Below are 16,092 nucleotides of genomic sequence, written 5' to 3'. Positions count from 1 at the left end.
CGCGATGAGTCTCCCCATCACGCCTTCGGTCTCGCCTCCAGGGCAAGGTAGTGGCGGACCAGGGGAGGTTCCTCACCGCTGTGGAAGTGGACCAGCTCATGCTGGAGGTCGGCATCCGCATGGGACACGCGGCGGTGCTGGCGCAAGTGCTCGGCCCAGGATTCCACCATGAACCATTCGACGATGCGCCTGGGGTCGGCAGCGTCCTCGGTGACGCCCCAGCCATAGGCGCCATCGCGCCGTCGCGCGAAGGAGAGGCGGCCGAGCGTGGCAAGGAAGGCCGCGCGGTCGGCCGGGTCGATCTCGTATTCGATGAGGATCAGCACCGGACCCCGGTCATTGTCCACCGGCTCCGCCGTCAGCGGCTCGGGCCAGTGATTGGAAGGGGCGAGGTCCGCTTCGCCCACCGGCAGCTTGATGCGATGGAGCAGGAGGCCGGACAAAACGAGGCCGGCGCCGGAGGCCGCCAGCGTCGCGGCGAGGCCGATCTCCTGGGCCACCAGGCCCCAGCCGAGGCTGCCGGCCGCCATGGCGCCGTTGAACACGGTGAGATAGATGGCGAGCGCTCGCCCGCGCACCCAATTGGGCAGGATGGACTGGGCGGTGGCGTTCAGCGTCGTGAGCGCGATGATCCAGGCCATGCCCATGGCGAAGAGGATGGGGATGGCGGCGCCCTGCGGCGGGGCGAGCGCGAGGAGCGCGACGGCGCCCGCCGTCACGATTGCCGCCGTCAGCATCAGCCCGTCGGTCCCGAGCCGTGCCCTGAGGCGCGGCAGGAGGAGGGCACCCGCAATGGCACCCGCGCCGACGCAGCCGAGCAGGAGGCCGTAGAAGGCGGCACCGCCCCCAAGGAGGTCGCGCGCCACCAGCGGCAGCAGTGCCCAGGGCGCCGAGGCGAAGGCGAAGAAGATGGCGGCGCGCAGCAACACCACGTGCAGTTCGCGGCTGGCGCGGGCATAGCGCAGCCCGGCCCGGAAGGCGCCGAAGAAATGCTCGGAGAGCGCATCGTCCGCATCCGCCGGCCGGCGCCACCACAGGAGCGCCGCGATCACCACCGCATAGCTCGCCACGTCGATGCCGTAGGTGATCGCCGCGCCGAAGGCGGCGATCAGGAGGCCGCCCGCGGCCGGGCCGATGGAGCGGGCGATGTTGATGCCCAGCGAATTGAGGGCGACCGCGTTCTTCAGCTCGTGCTTGGGCACCAGCTCGGGCACGATGGACTGCCATGTCGGTCCCATGAGCGCCGCGCCCACGCCACCCGCGAATGTCAGGGCGATGAGCGCTGAGACCGTGATGAGGCCCGAGGCGGAGAGCACCATCAGCGCCACGCTGACCGCCGCCAGGAACAGTTGCACAAAGATGAGGAAGCGGCGCCGGTCGAGGATGTCAGAGAGAACGCCCGCCGGGATGGCGAGGAGGAAGATGGGCAGGCTCCCCGCCGCCTGGATGGCCGCCACCGCGGCGGGCGAGGCGGAGAGGTCGGTGACCAGCCAGGAGCTGGCCACGTCGCGCATGAAGCTGCCGGTATTGCCGAGCACCGTCGCCACCCAGAGCACGGCGAAGACCGGGCGATGGAGTGGGGCGAAGCTGCCGCCCGCCGGCGGCGGGGCCGGAGAGGGGGCCTTGGCGTCCTGTGTCTGGGTCATGCCGGACGCCTCTGCTCAGTTCCGGTATGTGAGGTCATGCCAGGCCACCAGGATGAAGGCGCCCACCAGGCCGAGATGCTCGAAGAAGGAATTGGCCGCGAAGAACCGCTCGGGCGGCACCATCTCCCAGAAGCGATTGGCGATGAAGGTGGCCATGAGGGTGAAGCCGGCGAGCGACAGGGCGCCGGCCCAGCGGAAGATCCCGGTGAGGATGAGGGCGGACGCCCCCAGCTCCAGCGCGATGGTGGCCACCGCCATGGGGCCGGCGGGGGAGAGGCCGAAATGGGCCATCTCCGCCAGCGCGCCCTGGAAATCCAGCGCCTTGTTGAGCCCGCCCTGGATATAGGCCGAGCACAGGCCGAGGAGCGCGAGCCACCGCAAAGCGGGCAGAGCGAGGACCTGCCGCACGAGGTCCTCGAGCCTTGCGATGGCGCCCGCCATCATCAGAACGCCCAGCAGGAGCAGCCGAAGGCGCCCCAGAAGGAGCGGTCGTCGGCGGCGGGGGTGCTGGCGGCAAGGGCCTGCGCATGGGCGTGGCCGTGCACCGAGCAGGAACTGGCGCAGCCGCAGGCGGCGGCGAACGCGTAAGCGCGCCCGTCCTTCGCCGCGGCCCGCTTCTGGTAGCCGCCGAAGGTGCGCACCGGCGACCAGTCGGGCATGGCGGGCGGCAGGTCGGGGGCGAGGGGCTTGAAGTCGCCTTCGCCATGAACCGGCTTGCCGCCGAGGAGGGTCAGCACCGAGGTGATGTCCTGGATCGCGCCGTCCGGCACGGAGAAATAATCGTCCGAGAGCACCACGAGGTCGGCGAGCTGCCCGGCCTTCACCTGCCCCTTCTTGCCCGGCTCGGTGGAGAACCAGGTGTTGGCCTCGGTCCAGAGCCGGAGCGCGGTCTCGCGGTCCAGCCGGTTGGAGGGGGGATAGATGGTCATGCCGCCCAGGGTCTGGCCGGTGACCAGCCAGGAGAGCGAGACCCAGGGATTGTAGGAGGCGACGCGGGTCGCATCGGTGCCGGCGCCCACGGGCACGCCCATCTCCAGCATGCGGCGTACCGGCGGCGAGCGCTCCGCCGCCTTGGCGCCGTAGCGCTCGGCGAAATATTCGCCCTGGAACATCATGCGGTGCTGCACGGCGATGCCGCCGCCGAGCGCGGCGATGCGCTCGATATTGCGGTCGGTGATGGTCTCCGCATGGTCGAAGAACCAGTTGAGGCCCTTCAGCGGGATGTCCTGGTTCACCTTCTCGAACACGTCGAGGGCGCGGGTGATGGTCTCGTTATAGGTGGCGTGCAGGCGCCAGGGCCAGCGGTTCTCCGCCAGAAGGCGGATCACCGGCTCAAGGTCGCCCTCCATGCTGGGCGGCATGTCGGGGCGCTCGACGCGGAAATCCTCGAAGTCGGCGGCGCTGTAGACCAGCATCTCGCCGGCGCCATTGTTGCGGTAGAGGTCGTCGCCCTGTCCCGGCTTCACCTGCTTCGACCATGAGGTGAAATCGGCCAGTTCCTGCTTCGGCTTCTGGGTGAAGAGGTTGTAGGCGACGCGCACGGTGAGCTCGCCGTCCCGATGCAGCTCCTCGATGATCGAATAGTCCTCGGGATAGTTCTGGAAGCCCCCGCCGGCATCGATGATGCTGGTGACGCCGAGCCGGTTCACCTCGCGCATGAAATGGCGGGTGGAGTTCTTCTGGTATTCCGGCGGCAGCTTCGGCCCCTTTGCCAGCGTCGCATAGAGGACGGTGGCGTTGGGCTTGGCCAGCAGCAGGCCGGTGGGATTGCCGGCGGCATCGCGCACGATCTCACCGCCGGGCGGGTTCGGGGTATCCTTGGTGTAGCCCACCGCCCGGAGCGCGGCGCCGTTCAGCAGCGCGCGGTCATAGAGGTGCAGGATGAAGACCGGCGTGTCCGGGGCGACGGCGTTCAGCTCCTCGATGGTCGGCAGGCGCTTCTCGGCGAACTGCAACTCGGTGAAGCCGCCCACCACGCGCACCCATTGCGGGGCGGGGGTGCGGGCCACCTGCGCCTTCAGCATCGCCATGGCATCGGAGAGCGAGCGCACGCCGTCCCAGCGCAGCTCCATATTATAATTGAGACCGCCGCGGATGATGTGCATGTGGCTGTCGATGAGGCCGGGGATGACCCGGCGCCCGCCGGCATCCACCTTCTTCGTGTCCGGCCCGGCGAGCGCCATGGCCTCGGCATTGGTGCCGGCGAGGAGGATGCGCCCGTCGCGCATCGCCACCGCCTCGCTTTGCGGGTTGGACCGGTCCAGCGTCGTGACCTTGCCGTTGTAAAGGATGAGATCGGCAGGCTGGTTCATGGTCTGAGCCCCTGTATCGGAGAGCCCGGCCCCGGTGGCGGCGAATGCGCCAAGGCCGACAATGACATCGCGACGGTTCGGCATGCTGTCCTCCTGCGGCGCGCGTGAATGCGTGATCTGCGTCGGGATCAGCCGGGCGGGTGCTCGCCCGGGATCTTTTCGCCCGGCTGGCCGGGCAGTTGGCCAAGGATGTGCTCGCGGCAGTCCGCAAGGCCGATGGCGGTGCGCAGGCTCGCGCCCTGCAGCAGAAGCCGGGCCACCGGAACGGCCTGCTCCCCCACGAGGATGCCGAACAGGCCGATGAGGGCGACCACCGGCGGGGCCGGCGAGCGCACGTTCAGCAGGCTGTAGATGATCCCCACCAGCAGCCCGGCCCCCAGCGACACGAGATAGAGCTTCATGGGACCCTCCTGGGGGCGCGCCGGCACGGAGCCGGCGCGCCGTTCCGTCAGCCCTTGATGAAGGCGAGCAGGTCCGGGTTGAGGATCTCGGCATGGGTGGTAAGCATGCCGTGCGGGTATCCCGGATAGACTTTCAGCGTGCCGTTCTTCAGCAGCTTGACGGACAGGCGGCTGGAATCGTCGATCGGCACGATCTGGTCGTCGTCGCCGTGCATGACGAGGGTCGGCACCGTGATCGCCTTCAGATCCTCGGTCTGGTCGGTCTCGGAGAAGGCTTTGATGCCGTCATAGTGCGCCTTGGCGCCACCGACCATGCCCTGGCGCCACCAATTGTCGATCACGCCCTGCGAGACCTTCGCGCCGGGCCTGTTGAAGCCGTAGAACGGTCCCGAGGCAACGTCGATATAGAACTGCGCGCGGTTGGCGGCGAGCGCGGCCCGGAAGCCGTCGAACACCTCGATGGGCAGGCCGCCGGGGTTCTTGTCCGACTTTACCATGATCGGCGGCACGGCGCTGACAAGCACCGCCTTGGCGACCCGGCCCTGGGGTTCACCGAACTTGGCGACATAGCGGGCGACCTGGCCGCCACCGGTGGAATGGCCGATATGGACCGCGTTGCGCAGATCGAGATGCTCGAACACGGCCGAAGCGTCGGCGGCGTAGTGATCCATGTCGTGCCCGTCGCCCACCTGGCTGGAGAGCCCATGGCCGCGCCGGTCATGGGCGACGACGCGGAAGCCCTTCTGGACGAAGAACAGCATCTGGGCGTCCCAGTCATCAGAGCTGAGCGGCCAGCCGTGGTGGAACACGATGGGCTGTGCGTCCTTCGGGCCCCAATCCTTGAAGAAAATCTCGACGCCGTCCGTGGTGGTGATGGTGGGCATGGCGATCTATTCCTTCGCTTTTGCGGTGGAGGCTGCCGCAGGCGGCCTGTCCGTGCGGGCTGCTTATGCAGGCCCACAACTTGAAGATGGACGCCGCTTGCGTCCTCTCAATGACCTTCGGAAGCGCCGAACATGGTCTTGGCGTAGATGATGCCGAGGCCGTAGGCACCGCCGAATTTCTTCGCGATGCCGGTGGTCATGTCGTAGGTCTCGGTGCGGGCCCAGTCGCGCTGGAGTTCCAGCAGGTACTGAAGCGAGGTCATGGGGCGGGCGCCGGCCTGGACCATGCGGTCCATGGCGCGCTCATGGGCCTCGTCCGAGACGTCGCCGCAGGCATCCGCGATCACATAGACCTCGAAGCCCTGCTCCATGGCGGACAAAGCCGGCCCAACGATGCACACGCCGGTCCACAGGCCGGCCAGCACGATGCGGGTCTTGCCGATCTCGTTCACCTTCGCGATGACGGCGGCGTCCTCCCAGGTGTTCATGGAGGTGCGGTCCAGCATCTTCTGGCCCGGGAAAGCTTCGGTGATCTCGCCGAACATGGGGCCGGAGAAGCTTTTCTCGGCCACCGTGGTGAGGATGACCGGAACATCGAAGCCCGCCGCCGCATGGGAGATCAGCGCCGCATTGTTGCGTAGGGTGACGGCGTCGATGGACTTGGTCGCGAACGACATCTGCGACTGGAAGTCGATCAGGATGAGAAGATGGTTCTCGGGGTTGAGCAGGCCGTTGGCAGGCGTGGGGGTGGCGCTGATCATTCTCACCGTCTCCTCTTTTCGGTTCACCGAAACGGCGCGAATGACCATTCTACACCCTTCGAGGACTGGCCGAAGGCCGTCTCGCTGGCGCCCGCCCCGGATTGCGGCGCCATGCTTGGACGCTTCGCTTCACTAGCGCCAGGAAGCCGGTGCAAAGCATTGTGAAGCGGCGTGAATCCCATGAACTTTTGTCGCCTTTACAAGGGTTTGCCCCAAAGGGATACTCGCGGCTCGAGCTGAGACGGCCGTTCGGCGGCCGATTGCGGCACGCCATCGGGAATGCGACCGACGATGCTGGAACGAGCGACAAACGGGCCGGCCGAGGTGATCGCGTTCGGCGCCTTCCGGCTCACCCCCGCGACGCGGACATTGACGCGCAACGGCATCCCCGTCCGCGTCGGCGGAAGGGCGCTGGATCTCCTCATCGCCCTTGTGGAGCGGGCCGGCACCATCGTCGGCAAGCAGGAATTGCTCGACCTCCTCTGGCCGCAGGCGGTGGTGGAGGAGAGCAACCTGCGGGTTCATGTGGCGGCGCTGCGCCGTGCGCTGGGCGACAGCCGCACGGACTCTCGCTTCATCGTCAACATGACGGGGCGGGGCTATTCCTTTGTCGCGGACATCCAGCGCGTCCATGGTGCGGAGGCGGAGGATCAGGCCCCCGCAGCGCCCGCTTATCCCGATCCGCCGCCCAGCCCCCTTGCGCCCCTCATCGGACGCGACGACACCATCAAGCGCATCATCGCCAAGCTGCCGGAGCGGCGCTTCGTGACCATTACGGGGGCGGGCGGCATCGGCAAGACCGCGGTTGCCCTGGCGGTGGCCGACCAGCTGGCAGGCCGATACCGGGACGGCATCCTGTTCGCCGATCTCGGACCGCTGAGCGACCCCACGCTGATTGTGGCGCACGTCGCCGCCTTGCTGCGGCTGCCGACCTCGGACGCGCTGCCGCTCCGCAGCCTTCTGGCCCATCTGAACGGGCGCAACATGCTGATCGTGCTGGACAATTGCGAGCACGTTGTGTCCGGCGCCGCCGAATTGGCGGAGGCCGTGCTCCAGGCGTCGGCCGGGGTGCATGTGCTCGCGACGAGCCGGGAGGTGCTGCGCGGCGCGGGCGAATGGGTCGAGCGGCTCGGGCCGCTCTCAGCGCCGCCGAGCGGCGTTCCGATTACTGCAGCCGAGGCCATGCGCTATCCGGCCGTGGAGCTGCTGGTGGAGCGCATCCGTGCCTGCATCGGATCGTTCGAGCTGACGGACGAGCTCGCCCCCATGGCCGCCGAGCTGTGCCAGCGCCTCGACGGCCTGCCGCTCGCCATGGAGCTGGCGGCGACCCGCATCCCCACATTCGGCCTGCGCGAGGTGCTCCAGCGCCTTGAGGACCCGTTCCGCCTGCTCACCAAGGGCCGCCGCTCGGCAGCGCCGCGCCATCGCACCCTCGGCGCCATGATCGACTGGAGCTATGAGAGCCTGCCTGACGATGAAAAGCGGGTCTGGCGCCGGCTCTCCGTGTTTGCCGGCGCCTTCGGCGCGCAGGCCGCCGGCGCCCTGATGCCGCCCGGCATGCGCGGCGTGATCGATATCCTCGACGTGCTCGACCGGCTGTTTGAAAAGTCCCTGATCGCGCTCAACGTGGAGGGGGGCGATGTCAGCTACCGCATGCTGGACACCCTCCGGCTCTATGCGGCCGGCCGGCTCGACGAGGCCGGCGAGCTGCCCGAGGCGCGGCGACTTCACGCCGAATATTTCTACACGCTGTGCCGCGATACCGATGCGAGCCTGATCGAGACGCCGCGCGAGGGCTGGTCGCAGACCCATGGGCGGCATGTGGCTGACATCCGCGCGGCGCTCGCCCGGTGCTTCGGCCCCGATGGCGATGTGGGGTTCGGCATTCGGCTTACCGCCGCGTCCACCTCTTTCTGGTTCCGCCTGCTGCTGGTGCCCGAATTGCGCGGCCATCTGGAGCGGGCGCTTGCGGCGGCGGCCGGGAGGCCGGACATGGAGCCGGCGGTCATCGTCCGCCTCAACACGGCTCTGGGCCATGCCGTATTTCATAGTCTCGGTCCAGTGAGCGAGGTGCGGGAGGCGCTTGAGCGGGCCCTGAAGGCGGCGCGGGACGAGCGCGACATCACCGCCCAATTGCAGATCCTCTGGGCGATCTTCGGCAACGATTCCACCAAGGGCGACTATGTCAAGATGGCCGAGGCCATGGCCGCCGTCGCAGATTTGCGCGGCATCGCCCCCGACGCCGTCGTGGAGCCCCTGCATCACCGGGTGTCCGCGCTGGGCTATCATTTGCTCGGGGAGCAGGAGCGCGCCGCCCAGCACGTGGAGCTCGCGCTTGCGCATCCGGCGGTGAAGCGGGGGATCCCGCGCGAGGGGGTCTTTGTCTACGACCATGAGACGGCGACCAATTCCCACAAGGCGCGCATCCTGTGGGTGCAAGGCCGCTATGACGCCGCGCTGGAGGTCGTACACGATACGCTGGCGCGCGCCTCGCGTATCGACCAGCCTTTCGCGGTGGGCTACTTCCTGGTGTTCGGCGCGTGCCCTGTGGCGATCTGGAGCGGAGATCTGGGATTTGCCGGGCAGCTCGTGGCAGAGATCTTCAAGGTGACCTCTGGCACTGCCTTCAACGTCTGGCAATTGTCGGCGAAGGTCTACAGCCGTGTCGTGGAATACGCTTCGGGAAAACCCGACATTGCGGCAGGCCTGCGTGGCGAGCTTCTCCAGCGCGCGGACCTGACGCCGTTCCAGATGCAAAGCATGGCGACCTTCGATCAGCGCCTGCTGCGCTCTGAATGTCTCATTGAGGCACGTGATGGAAAGGTGAGCTGGTGCACGGCGGAGGTGCTGCGAGGGTGGGGGGAAGCGCGGCTCACCGAGGGCACGAACGAGGTCCATGCTGAAGTGGCGGCCACCTTCCTCAAGGCCCTGGATCTCGCCCGCAGCCAGGGCGCATGCGCCTGGGAGCTGCGGGTTGCCATCAGCCTTGCCCGGCTGGAGCGGCTGCGAGATGAACGCCTTCGCGCGCGTGACGTTCTCGCGCCGGCATTCGACAGGGCGGGCGGTGCCGCGTCACAGGCGGATGTAAGGACGGCGCGCCTGCTGCTCGAAGAGTTGGCTTAAGCACGCGAAGGTGGGCGACCGTATCTGGGTTCAATCTCCTCCCTCTCTGCCATGAAGTGGGTCTCTCCGCGCGGGGGCTTCCGATTTCTGTACCGATATGGAGCCGCGGGCGGTCTTTCTGTTGAAGACCCCAGCCCTGTTCTGGTAAAGCACCGCGGCGAGCAATGATGCTTTGCAAACGTTGACCCACGCCTGTGGCCGGATGGAACGGGGCAGCCGCCCTTGTGCTTGGCATGGGGTCGGCAGCGTGGAAAACATAACGGAATCAAGATTTGCAGAACAATTGGGACGCGGGCTTCTCTGCTCGTCGCAAAGCAGCAGCCGATGCGAAGAAAAACCTCGTCGGCAAATATCGCGATACGACGAGCGCGCCGGAGCTCGCCGCCAAGTTGGCCGAGCGGCAGGCTATTGCAGCAGCGCGGGACGAGCGGCGCGCCGAGCGCGAGCGCCTGAAGGCCGAGCAGCAGGAAGCGCTTCTGGCCGAAGCGGCGGAACGCGCGCGGGCCGCCGAGGCGGCAGCGCTCGCGGAAGCCGAGGAGCGCCAGATGGCCGAGAAGAACCGCATCGCCCGCGTCATCGAAGATCAGGCTGCGCGCAAGGCGGAACGCGACAGGCGCTATGCCGAGAGAAAAGCGCGTAGCCGCGGTTGAGCGTCGAGCGGATATTCAGGAGCTGCACAGCCCCGCTTCTCTGACCAGAGGCGGGGCTTTTTGCTGTGCGTGACACAAACTTGGTTCATCGTGGCCATCCGGATCGCTCGGAGCCGTGGCGAGGGCTGAATGGCGTATGTGGGGAGAAGACGTCTGAGAGCGGCCGACTGGCTTTTCGCCCACGTGCGTGCGCTCGCCTGTGTGGCGCTGGTGTCCGTCACCATTGCCCCGGCTGCTGCGGGCACCCTGCTGGCGGACCTCGCAGACCGCAGCCTCTCGTGCGCGACCAACCCGCCTTTCTACATCTCGCGGCAGTCGAAGACGCTTTCCACCCAGGTTTTTCCGGACAAACCCGAGGGGCCGCCACTGGACGTGACGATGACCCTCGTGGCCCCCGCGCTCGTCGCCTCCAATGCCGACCGCTTCGAGGTGCAGCTACCGCAGGTTGCAGGACAGGCGAAGCCTCAAAGGGCCGTGTTCAAGCGGACGCTGGAGCCGCCGGAGGCGGGCGCAGCCAGCCGCAAGCCGCGCACCGTCATTTCCCTTCACCTCGACGGCGATGGAGTGGGAGGTGAATGCGTTCTCGCGCGCGGGCGCTCAGAATTCGTCGCCGACCGCTTCAACGTCATCCGGGAGGTGCTCTGCGGCAACGACCCGGCGCCCACCTGCGAGCGCCTGCTGGAGAAGCGGTGTGGAGCGGAACCCACCGTGGATTGCGCCGTGACGCAGCGACCGGATCTGGATCAGGCGACCAAGACTTACTTTGATCGGCTGAACGCGAAGGCGGGAACAAATCCCAGTTTGGGCGCCCGTTAGGACAGGGCAGGGGGGAGTTGCGAGGAAACCGGGAACGCATCTCTTTCCCTGTCCCTCCACCCCCATCCGCCCTATAATCCCTTCCGCGGAAAGTTGCGGCGGGCCTTAAGGCGTCGGTTGCAGTGAACGCTCGGGGTCAGATCGGCCGCGGCTTCCGGACACTGGTTCGGGAGGATAGCCTATGACGATCCGAAATCCGGTCGAATGGACCTTCGAGCAGGCAAGGCTCGGCGCGCGGGCGGCCGAGGCAGCGGGGCGCAATCTCGCTAGGCCCCATGAGGCCTTCGATGCGCCAAAGCCCATGGTGCGCCACATCGCCATTCCCGACTTGATGGATTGCCTGAAACGCGGCTTCGAGGATTTCCAGTCCTATAGGACGGACGTGCTCTTCATCGGCATCATCTATCCCCTCGCGGGCCTCGTCCTCGGCCGGCTGATGTTCGGCTATGACATGCTTCCGCTGCTGTTTCCCCTCGTCTCCGGCTTCGCCCTTATCGGGCCGCTCGCCGCCACCGGCCTTTTCGAGATGAGCCGCCGGCGCGAGCAGGAGGGCGAGGTGACCTGGCTGGATGCGTTCAAGGCATTCCGTTCGCCCGCCATCGGCGAGATCGTGAAGTTCGGCCTCGTGCTCGTCGGCATCTATGTGCTCTGGATGTGCGCCGCCGCGCTCATCTATGGGGCGACCATGGGCTGGCATGTGCCCGCCTCGCTCTCCGCCTTCGCGCAGGCGGTGATCACGACACCGGCCGGCTGGGCGCTGATGGTGATCGGCGTCGGGGTCGGCTTCTGCTTCGCCTTGGCGGTGCTGGCCATCGGCGCGGTGACGGTCCCGCTGCTGCTGGATCGCAACGTGGACGCCTTCACCGCCATGCGCACGTCTGTGGAGGTGATGCGGGTCAATCCTGCTCCCATCCTGGCCTGGGGCGCCATCGTGGCGGGCCTGCTGGTGGCGGGCGCGGTGCCGCTTCTTCTGGGCCTCATCGTGGTCATGCCGGTGCTCGGCCACGCCACGTGGCATCTTTATCGCCGCGCGGTGCTGTGACGACGCGATTCCGCTGGGGTTTTTAGGGTTCGCTTAAAGCCTGCCGTGCCACGCTGCCCGCAAGGTCAGAGGGAGGGCGCGGAAAGCGCGTCGGTCGGCAGGTGCAGGTCTCGGGACCGTTGGGCGCAGGACCCTTGTGGGTGGCGGAGGCCGCCGGCCGCACGTCGCGCGGCCTGCGCGGTCTCGGCTGGGGCGGGACACCGCCGGATCAACTGTCCGCCTTCGCGCGCCGCTCGGCCCGCGCGCTGGGCGGACTTGCGCTTTTGTCGGCGGGCACCGGGGGAGCCGTGCTCCTGGCGCAAACCGCCGGCTTCGTGACGGGCGCCGCGTCGGAAGCGAGCTGGCTCATGGCCTGCGGCCTCGTCTCGGCGGCGCTTGCCGCAGTGGCGGCCGGCCTTTCCCGCGCCGCTGCCCGCGTGGCGCTTGCCGCCCCCGAACAGGAACATGACATCGCCCTCGTCAGCCTCCATGGCCGGGGCGGAGAGACATTGAGCGTCGAGCAGGCGCAAGGCAGCCTGTCCACGCTGCCAGCCGGCGCCCTGGAAGGGCAGGGGCTGTTCGAGCGCATCCAGGTGGCGGACCGCCCCGCTTTCCTCGCCGCGCTCGCCGCCTCCGCCAGCGATGGCCGCGAGCGGTTCGTGGAGCTGCGCCTGCGCTGTGAGGCGCCGGGCGAAGCACCGGCCTTCTCCTGGATGGAGGCGCGCATCGCCCGCATGGAGGATGGCTTTGCCCGGGTGCAATGGCAGGATGTGAGCGAAGCGAAAATGGAAGCGCAGCGCGAGGCGAGCGCCCGGGTGGAGGCCGAGCGCGCCAACGATGCCAAGAGCCGCTTCCTCGCCGCCATGAGCCACGAGCTGCGCACGCCGCTCAATTCCATTCTCGGCTTCTCCGAGCTTCTGTCCGAGGATGCGGGCCAGATGGATGCCGCCCGGCGGGCCGATTATGCCCGCATCATCCATGAGAGCGGGCAGCACCTGCTCGGCCTCGTCAACGGCATTCTCGACCTCTCGCGGGTGGAGGCAGGGGCCTATGAGCTCGCCTGCGAGGACATGGACGTGCATGCCCTCGTGGACGGCTGCCTCGAAATGATGGCGCTGGAAGCGAACCGGCGCGGCGTGCGCCTTGCCCCCGGCTTGCCGGCCCACCTCCCGCCGCTGACGGCGGACCAGCGGGCGGTGCGCCAGATCCTGCTGAACCTTCTCTCCAATGCCGTGAAGTTCACCCCCGCCGGCGGGCGGGTGGAGGTGTCCGGGGGCGTGTCGGGCGGCATGCTGGTGCTGAAGGTGCGCGACACCGGCGCGGGCATGTGCTCGGCGGACGTGGCGCGGCTCGGCGAGCCTTTCTTCCAGGCGGGCGACATGGAGCACCGGCGCACCGGCAGCGGGCTCGGCCTTGCCGTGGTGCGCGGGCTGGTGGACCTGCACCGCGGGGAATTCCATGTGGCGAGCGTGCTGGGTGTGGGCACCACGGTCACATTGAGCCTGCCGCTGTGTGGCCCCTCCGGCGTGGTGGCGCCCTTCGTGCGGCCGGTGGAGCGGAATTCCGGGGCCGCCGGTTCCGATCGGAGAAGCGCATGAGCTACGAACTCGACGCGCGCGGCGCTTCGCACTTGCCCGAACATGACGTGCTCGCCGACGTGCCCGGCGGGCGCGTGGTCTATCGCATCGCCGACTGGTTCGCGGCGGCGGTGGCCGTGGGGGTCACGGGCGCCGTGCTGGTGAACATCTTCATGCTCCAGACCGGCGGCGTGCGGGTGGCTTCCCAGGGAGCCACCTCCGTCTCGGTGGAGCCCAAGGCGCGGCCCGCGAGCGCGCCGGGGCAGGGCAACCCCGCCATGATCTTCGCGCCCCCATCGGCCGTCGGCGCCGCGCCCGCCGCTGCCCCGGCCGCGCCCCCGCCCCGCGCCGCCGCTCCGGCTGCGCCGGCTCCGGCTCCGGCGCAGCAGAATGCGCTCCTTCCGCCGGCCCCGATTCCCAAGGTGCCGAGCCCGCTCATCGCCGACATCCAGCGGGAACTGGCGCGGCGCGGCCTCTATGACGGCGCGGCGGACGGCCTGACTGGCCCGAAGACCGAGGCCGCCATCCGCGCCTTCGAGCAGTCGGCCCACTTGCGGGTGACCACGGGAGAGCCGACCGAGGCGGTGCTGACGCAACTGCGCCGGGCGCCGGCGCCCCAGGCCGCAGCTGCCCCGCCCATGACCCTGGCCGTCGCGCCGCGCACCGTGCCACCGCCGCAGGCGCCCGTTGCGGCCGCGCCGCGCGCCTCTCTGGCGCCGCCGGCAGCGGTGCCGGGCACGGATAGCGGCGTCACCGGCTCGGTGCGGCCGCCAGGGGATATCCAGGGCGGCTCACGCCTTCTTGCCGTGCAGAAGTCGCTCGCCCGCCTCGGTTATGGTCCCATCAAGATGGACGGACAGCCGGGTAATGAGACCCGCCTCGCCATCCAGCGCTTCGAGCGCGATCGCAACCTGCCCGTGACCGGCGAGATCAATGATCGCATGGTGCGCGAGCTGGCGGCCGTCTCCGGCAGCGCCATAGACTGATGCGCCTCAAGAGCGGGATCTTCGTCGCGGCGATCGTGCGCACTGCCAATGGCGCCGGCGCGTTCGCCGCGGTGCGCCGGCGCGGCGCCGAGGAGGCGGGCGCGGTGTTCGTGAAGGTGGCGACCCTCGACGGCTGTGCTGCGCTCTACGGCCCGGCGCCCCAGAGCGCGTTCGACGAAGCCTTTCCGGCCGACCGCCGCTTCCGCGTGCTGGTGGCCGCCGGACGCCCGGAGGCGGACAGCGAGGCGCGCATGACGAAAGAGCTGCGCTTCGATCCCGACCTCTGGTTCGTGGAGATCGAGGACCGCACGGGCCGCCCCTTCGTGGAGGTGATGGAGGACGAGTAAGGCCCGGGCTCCGGCGAGAGGGGCAAGCGGCCCGCCCGTTCCGGCATCTTAAGGTCAAGGAAACCATATCCGTGCCATCAGCGTTCTCATCGCACGACTCTCATATGAAGGAGAGGGGTGATGGGCACGGTTGTTGCTTTTCCCGTCGAGCGGTCTTTACGGCCGGCAGAAGTGCCGGAAAAGGGCGAGAGCGCGCGGATCTATATCCTCCCGGTCATCCGCATCGAGCGGCATGACGTGCCGGTGGCTGTCAGCCCCCCGCCGCGCCGTCCGCAGCCGGGACATCCGCGCCGCTTCCTGTCCTGACGGTCAGGTGGATGGCGTGCAGCTCGCTGCCTCGAGCTGGCGGCGCACTTGGCTGCGCATGTCGCCGTAGCGCGCATAGGCGCGAATGAGGACGACGCCTTTCTCGCTTGGGGATTCCACCACCAGCCGGTCGGCGGCGGTGATTTCCTCATCCTCCGGCAGGGCCGCCCGCTGGCTCTGCGAGAGCAGGTCCAGCTCGATCACCCGCCCGGCCGCCTGGTCGTTCAGCGCATAGAAGGCCACCCCGCCCGCCGTGTAGAACGACACGGACGTATAGTCGGCGGTGGCCGGCACCCGCACCCGCAAGGGTCTCTCCGCAAGATCATAGAGGCACACGGCGCTCACGAAGGCCGGGTCCGTCATGGGCAGGATCATGCCCGTGGGCGAAGCGTCCGGCAGGAGGGTGAGCTGGTTGACCTTCGCGATCTCCGACAGGCGCTGATACGCGTTGCGCTGCGCAAGCGTCGGCATGGCGAGCACCGAGACGAGATGGGTGATGCCCGCCAGCACGAGGATGCAGGCAAGCGGCAGAAACACCGTCTCGGGCATGGCGGCGGGCACGCGGGCGAGCGCGCGCCGCAATCGCCGCAGCAGATTGGGCCGCGCGGTGCGGGGCAGGGCCCGCCGCCGGCCGCGAAATGGTGTGCGCTGGAAAAGCCCGGTGTTGCTCATGACGGGAGCCTCATGGGCAGCGCTCCGTGACGATGCGCGGCAGCATGGCGCTCTCGCCCGTGGCGGAGGAGAAGCTGAAGGGCGCATCGTAGAGCCGCAGCGCCACCTTCACCCGGCCGCGCGCGCCGGTGGGCAGCCAGTTGCCCGCCCGGGCGCGGGGGGAGAGCAGGACGTCGATGTCGCCGTCGGGCCGGTAGACCAATTCGTTGCTGGTGAAGCCGTTGCGCTCGGCCGCATTGGGAATGAGGTGCCCCTCCTCGTCCGTCAGGGTCAGCGTCCACACCCGCGCCTGGGGCAGGTGGCCGGCAATGCGGATCTCGCAGCGTCCGTCGAGAGGGGCGCCGGACGAATCCTCCGAGGCGAGGAAAAGGAGGCCGTCCGCCAGTTCCAGCGGCAACTCCCCCGAGCGCGCGAAGGCCGCGCGGGCATAGGGGTCGGCCTGTGTGGTGCCCGAGCGCGGCCAGCCGACCCAGGCGCCGGAGCGCACCGCGTCCATGCCGCGCGAATGGGTCACCGAGACATAGGTGAGCCCGAGGCCGAGGGCGGCCGCAGCGGCGAGGGTGAAAGCGAGGGGCAGGAGGCGCACGGCT

General features: G+C 68.7%; 16 protein-coding genes. 8 read left to right on the top strand and 8 right to left on the bottom strand.

Going from position 1 to position 16,092, the window contains the following annotated elements:
* Nucleotides 1-17 precede the first annotated feature (17 nt).
* The 6 genes from ABLE91_RS16610 to ABLE91_RS16585 all read right to left on the bottom strand — a co-directional run bounded on the left by ABLE91_RS16610 (nucleotide 18) and on the right by ABLE91_RS16585 (nucleotide 6,001).
* A complete protein-coding gene (locus ABLE91_RS16610) occupies nucleotides 18-1,646 on the bottom strand; it encodes an MFS transporter (RefSeq protein WP_348932428.1) in 1,629 nt (542 codons plus the stop codon).
* Between the two features lie 15 nt (nucleotides 1,647-1,661).
* Entirely contained in the window at nucleotides 1,662-2,090 is a 429-nt protein-coding gene (locus tag ABLE91_RS16605; RefSeq protein WP_510181961.1) for a DoxX family protein, read from the bottom strand.
* Nucleotides 2,090-4,042: an amidohydrolase gene (locus ABLE91_RS16600; RefSeq protein ID WP_510181960.1), complete on the bottom strand. Its 1,953-nt coding sequence runs from the start codon at nucleotides 4,040-4,042 to the stop codon at nucleotides 2,090-2,092. The genes ABLE91_RS16605 and ABLE91_RS16600 overlap by 1 nt, the downstream gene beginning before the upstream one ends.
* 44 nt (nucleotides 4,043-4,086) lie before the next feature.
* Entirely contained in the window at nucleotides 4,087-4,359 is a 273-nt protein-coding gene (locus tag ABLE91_RS16595; RefSeq protein WP_348932424.1) for a XapX domain-containing protein, read from the bottom strand.
* A gap of 47 nt (nucleotides 4,360-4,406) precedes the next feature.
* Entirely contained in the window at nucleotides 4,407-5,243 is an 837-nt protein-coding gene (locus ABLE91_RS16590) for an alpha/beta fold hydrolase (protein WP_348932423.1), read from the bottom strand.
* A gap of 107 nt (nucleotides 5,244-5,350) precedes the next feature.
* Nucleotides 5,351-6,001, bottom strand: coding sequence for a hydrolase (locus ABLE91_RS16585; RefSeq protein ID WP_348933000.1), 651 nt, complete (start codon nucleotides 5,999-6,001; stop codon nucleotides 5,351-5,353).
* A gap of 294 nt (nucleotides 6,002-6,295) precedes the next feature.
* On the opposite strand from ABLE91_RS16585, the gene ABLE91_RS16580 reads away from it, so the two are divergent.
* From ABLE91_RS16580 to ABLE91_RS16545, 8 genes are all read left to right on the top strand, one after another.
* Nucleotides 6,296-9,127 carry an ATP-binding protein gene (locus ABLE91_RS16580; protein ID WP_348932420.1) on the top strand — a complete coding sequence of 944 codons (2,832 nt, stop codon included), beginning with the start codon at nucleotides 6,296-6,298 and terminating at the stop codon, nucleotides 9,125-9,127.
* A gap of 272 nt (nucleotides 9,128-9,399) precedes the next feature.
* Nucleotides 9,400-9,777 carry a DUF6481 family protein gene (locus tag ABLE91_RS16575; RefSeq protein ID WP_348932418.1) on the top strand — a complete coding sequence of 126 codons (378 nt, stop codon included), beginning with the start codon at nucleotides 9,400-9,402 and terminating at the stop codon, nucleotides 9,775-9,777.
* A 183-nt stretch (nucleotides 9,778-9,960) separates the two neighbouring features.
* Nucleotides 9,961-10,593 (top strand): hypothetical protein, encoded by a 633-nt coding sequence (locus ABLE91_RS16570; protein WP_348932416.1) that lies wholly within the window; start codon nucleotides 9,961-9,963, stop codon nucleotides 10,591-10,593.
* A gap of 181 nt (nucleotides 10,594-10,774) precedes the next feature.
* Nucleotides 10,775-11,635 (top strand): DUF2189 domain-containing protein, encoded by an 861-nt coding sequence (locus tag ABLE91_RS16565; RefSeq protein WP_348932415.1) that lies wholly within the window; start codon nucleotides 10,775-10,777, stop codon nucleotides 11,633-11,635.
* A 140-nt stretch (nucleotides 11,636-11,775) separates the two neighbouring features.
* Entirely contained in the window at nucleotides 11,776-13,212 is a 1,437-nt protein-coding gene (locus tag ABLE91_RS16560; RefSeq protein WP_348932414.1) for a sensor histidine kinase, read from the top strand.
* Nucleotides 13,209-14,177 carry a peptidoglycan-binding domain-containing protein gene (locus tag ABLE91_RS16555; RefSeq protein WP_348932413.1) on the top strand — a complete coding sequence of 323 codons (969 nt, stop codon included), beginning with the start codon at nucleotides 13,209-13,211 and terminating at the stop codon, nucleotides 14,175-14,177. Before ABLE91_RS16560 ends, ABLE91_RS16555 begins: the two co-directional genes overlap by 4 nt.
* A complete protein-coding gene (locus ABLE91_RS16550; protein ID WP_348932411.1) occupies nucleotides 14,177-14,524 on the top strand; it encodes a DUF1491 family protein in 348 nt (115 codons plus the stop codon). Before ABLE91_RS16555 ends, ABLE91_RS16550 begins: the two co-directional genes overlap by 1 nt.
* Before the next feature lie 120 nt (nucleotides 14,525-14,644).
* Nucleotides 14,645-14,830: a hypothetical protein gene (locus ABLE91_RS16545; RefSeq protein ID WP_348932409.1), complete on the top strand. Its 186-nt coding sequence runs from the start codon at nucleotides 14,645-14,647 to the stop codon at nucleotides 14,828-14,830.
* Between the two features lie 3 nt (nucleotides 14,831-14,833).
* Here the strand turns inward: ABLE91_RS16545 and ABLE91_RS16540 are convergent, their stop codons facing one another.
* Nucleotides 14,834-15,502 (bottom strand): DUF1254 domain-containing protein, encoded by a 669-nt coding sequence (locus ABLE91_RS16540; protein WP_348932408.1) that lies wholly within the window; start codon nucleotides 15,500-15,502, stop codon nucleotides 14,834-14,836.
* Between the two features lie 10 nt (nucleotides 15,503-15,512).
* Complete coding sequence (locus ABLE91_RS16535) at nucleotides 15,513-16,088, bottom strand: DUF1214 domain-containing protein (protein WP_348932406.1); 576 nt, start codon at nucleotides 16,086-16,088, stop codon at nucleotides 15,513-15,515.
* Nucleotides 16,089-16,092: the final 4 nt, after the last annotated feature.

Origin of the sequence: Aquabacter albus (assembly GCF_040049275.1) — a bacterium.
In the GTDB taxonomy this organism is placed as follows: Bacteria; Pseudomonadota; Alphaproteobacteria; order Rhizobiales; family Xanthobacteraceae; genus Aquabacter.
Note: the sequence above shows the minus strand (reverse complement) of the source record. Positions and strands in the feature narration are given on the sequence as shown.

What these genes read in the sequence shown, in the direction of transcription:
- ABLE91_RS16610 (WP_348932428.1), bottom strand. Translation starts at nt 1,646, where the DNA reads ATGACCCAGACACAGGACGCCAAGGCCCCCTCTCCGGCCCCGCCGCCG.
- ABLE91_RS16605 (WP_510181961.1), bottom strand. Translation starts at nt 2,090, where the DNA reads ATGATGGCGGGCGCCATCGCAAGGCTCGAGGACCTCGTGCGGCAGGTC.
- ABLE91_RS16600 (WP_510181960.1), bottom strand. Translation starts at nt 4,042, where the DNA reads ATGCCGAACCGTCGCGATGTCATTGTCGGCCTTGGCGCATTCGCCGCC.
- ABLE91_RS16595 (WP_348932424.1), bottom strand. Translation starts at nt 4,359, where the DNA reads ATGAAGCTCTATCTCGTGTCGCTGGGGGCCGGGCTGCTGGTGGGGATC.
- ABLE91_RS16590 (WP_348932423.1), bottom strand. Translation starts at nt 5,243, where the DNA reads ATGCCCACCATCACCACCACGGACGGCGTCGAGATTTTCTTCAAGGAT.
- ABLE91_RS16580 (WP_348932420.1), top strand. Translation starts at nt 6,296, where the DNA reads ATGCTGGAACGAGCGACAAACGGGCCGGCCGAGGTGATCGCGTTCGGC.
- ABLE91_RS16565 (WP_348932415.1), top strand. Translation starts at nt 10,775, where the DNA reads ATGACGATCCGAAATCCGGTCGAATGGACCTTCGAGCAGGCAAGGCTC.
- ABLE91_RS16555 (WP_348932413.1), top strand. Translation starts at nt 13,209, where the DNA reads ATGAGCTACGAACTCGACGCGCGCGGCGCTTCGCACTTGCCCGAACAT.
- ABLE91_RS16550 (WP_348932411.1), top strand. Translation starts at nt 14,177, where the DNA reads ATGCGCCTCAAGAGCGGGATCTTCGTCGCGGCGATCGTGCGCACTGCC.
- ABLE91_RS16545 (WP_348932409.1), top strand. Translation starts at nt 14,645, where the DNA reads ATGGGCACGGTTGTTGCTTTTCCCGTCGAGCGGTCTTTACGGCCGGCA.
- ABLE91_RS16540 (WP_348932408.1), bottom strand. Translation starts at nt 15,502, where the DNA reads ATGAGCAACACCGGGCTTTTCCAGCGCACACCATTTCGCGGCCGGCGG.